The 2,276-nt window shown below is 63.8% G+C and carries 3 protein-coding genes; 1 reads left to right on the plus strand and 2 read right to left on the minus strand.

Annotation, left to right across the window (positions count from 1 at the left end):
• Nucleotides 1-234 precede the first annotated feature (234 nt).
• Nucleotides 235-741 carry a GNAT family N-acetyltransferase gene (locus tag AB4Y84_RS19720; RefSeq protein ID WP_394197258.1) on the plus strand — a complete coding sequence of 169 codons (507 nt, stop codon included), beginning with the start codon at nt 235-237 and terminating at the stop codon, nt 739-741.
• A 30-nt stretch (nt 742-771) separates the two neighbouring features.
• Here AB4Y84_RS19720 and AB4Y84_RS19725 read toward each other — a convergent pair whose 3' ends face one another.
• The gene (locus AB4Y84_RS19725; RefSeq protein WP_394197257.1) at nt 772-1,209 is read right to left on the minus strand and encodes an acetyltransferase; all 438 of its coding nucleotides are present in this window, start codon (nt 1,207-1,209) and stop codon (nt 772-774) included.
• Between the two features lie 107 nt (nt 1,210-1,316).
• Nucleotides 1,317-2,039 (minus strand): OB-fold protein, encoded by a 723-nt coding sequence (locus AB4Y84_RS19730; RefSeq protein WP_442250732.1) that lies wholly within the window; start codon nt 2,037-2,039, stop codon nt 1,317-1,319.
• Between the last annotated feature and the right edge of the window lie 237 nt (nt 2,040-2,276).

Consider the following 2,276-nt stretch of genomic DNA (forward strand, 5'->3'; position numbering starts at 1 on the left):
TCCCCGGTGACAGGTCCGGCGATTATGGAGTGCCCGGGAAAGCTGGCGCCAGCCGTCTCTGGACAAGGGTGGCGATTTATTGACGCATTCGGCGAAGGGTGATGCCAGTGAATCGACTGCGGCACAGGCGATTCGATAGCGCCAAGGCGTTTCAATGTCGCGATCGGCTCTCACTATCAATTTGTGACTTGAATCATGAATTCACACCTTCCTTACCCTGACAAAGTGCCTGCCATGAACCTTGCAATCCGCGCAGAATCCATCGACGACCATGTCGCCATTCACAAGCTCACCGAAATGGCGTTCCGCGATGCTGTCCACAGCAGCCACACCGAACATCACATCGTCGACGCACTGCGTGAGCGTGGCGAGTTGAGCATGTCGCTGGTGGCAGAGGATGCGGGCCTTCTGGTGGGTCATGTCGCGCTGTCCCCGGTCAGCGTGCAGGACGGCAGCCAGGGCTGGTTCGGGCTAGGGCCGATTTCGGTGCTGCCGCAGCAGCAGGGGCGCGGCGTGGGCACGGCATTGATGCGGGCCGCGATCGAGGCTCTGCGCAGGAAGGGCGCGCGGGGCTGCGTGCTGTTGGGCGAGCCGGCCTACTACGGGCGCTTCGGCTTCCGTGCCGTGCCGGGTCTGGTCCTACCCGGCGTGCCGGCGGCGTATTTCCAGGCCCTGTGCCTGCAGCCGCCGATGGCGCAGGGCGAGGTGCGCTACTCGCCGGCGTTCGACGCGGTTGCCTGATCGGGGAATGGCCGGCGCTCCGGGCGCCGGTCAGCCTTGATGGCGCAGGTGGATGAGGGGATACGGACGACCCTGCGAATCCAGCGGCGAGCGACCGGTTTCGGTGAAACCCATGCGCCGGTAAAAGCCCACGGCCTGCGCATTCTGCGCGTTGACGTCAGTGGTCAGTTGCGGATGCAGGGCCAGCGCATGCAGCAGCAACTGGCGGCCGATACCGGTTCCGCGCACGTCGGGATCGATGAACAACGCTTCCATGTGCGAACCGTCGATCAGCATGAAGCCCTGCGGCCGGTCCTGGTCGTCGACTGCCACCACCAGCGGCGCCTGTGGCAGGAAGCCGGCAACTTCAGCATCGATCGCCTGGCGGTCTTCGGCACTGAGGAAGTCATGGGTGGCGTCGACGGCGCGACGCCAGAGATCGACAAGAGCGTCACCATCGGTGGCGCGGGAAGGGCGCAGGGTGGGCATGGGATAGGCCAAGGTGCTTCGGAATACCCGGATTGTAACGGTGTGATACCCGCCAACAGAAAGCCCCGCCGAAGCGGGGCTCTGAACATCAGCGTTCGCTGTGTGCCTTACTGCACGGTGCAGCCGGACACGGCCGGGAAGCCGATGACTTCGCCATTGCCGGTGCAGGCCAGCGTGATCTTCTGGCCCTTCTTCAGGCTGGCAGCCACGTCCTTCGGCAGGTCGCTGGCCTGTACGAAGCCGAACGGCTTGGCGCTCAGCTGCACGACCGGCTTGTCCATGAAGTCCGAGCTGATCGAATCGACCGTGCCGGAAACCAGCAGCGCCTTGCCCTTGTACTTGCCGTCAGCAGCGATCTCGTTGTCCTGGTAATCGCTGAACATCGTGGTGGCGGTCACTTCCAGCGCCGAGGCGGGTGCCATCGCGGCATCGCTGGCGACTGCGGGAGCTGCGGTTTCCGTGGCCTTGGCGGGAGCATCTGCCTCCGCGGCGGCGGACGAGACGCTGGCTTCAGCGACGRCCGCATCGTACTGGCCCTTGCTCTGCGCGCTGATGCCGCTCACGGTGCCGGCAAAGATCGCCAGGCCGACGAAGTACACGATCGGCGAAACGATGATCGAGCCCAGCAGCTGGAACAGACCCTTCATGGCGCCGCCCTTGGCCATCGCGACGATGGCGAGGATGAAGGCCACCAGGTTCAGTGGCCAGCCCAGGAACAGGCCCAGGCCGGGGAACGGTACGAGGAAGCACAACCAAGCGATCGCCAGCGTGATCCATGCGGCTTTTCCGGCAGGGCTTGCCTGCACGGTGGTATCTGCAACTGCGTTCAAAACTACCCCCTGTAGAGATCGAAAGGTGAAATCGTTGCCGGCAAGCGGCAGTGCACAATCGTCAGATGACGAAAGCGCGGTCGTAGCGTGAAGGAGTCTTCACGGCAGATCAAGCGGCGCTGCACCGTTGGCCGGGCCAAGGCTCATCGCATCCAGTCGGCGGAAGCTCCAAAAGCCCTGCGTTACACTAGCCACGCGCTCACTCCTTGAATCCGAGAAACGCCATGACTGATACCT

Source organism: Stenotrophomonas sp. 2YAF22 (assembly GCF_052114665.1).
GTDB classification, from domain to species: Bacteria; Pseudomonadota; Gammaproteobacteria; order Xanthomonadales; family Xanthomonadaceae; genus Stenotrophomonas; species Stenotrophomonas indicatrix.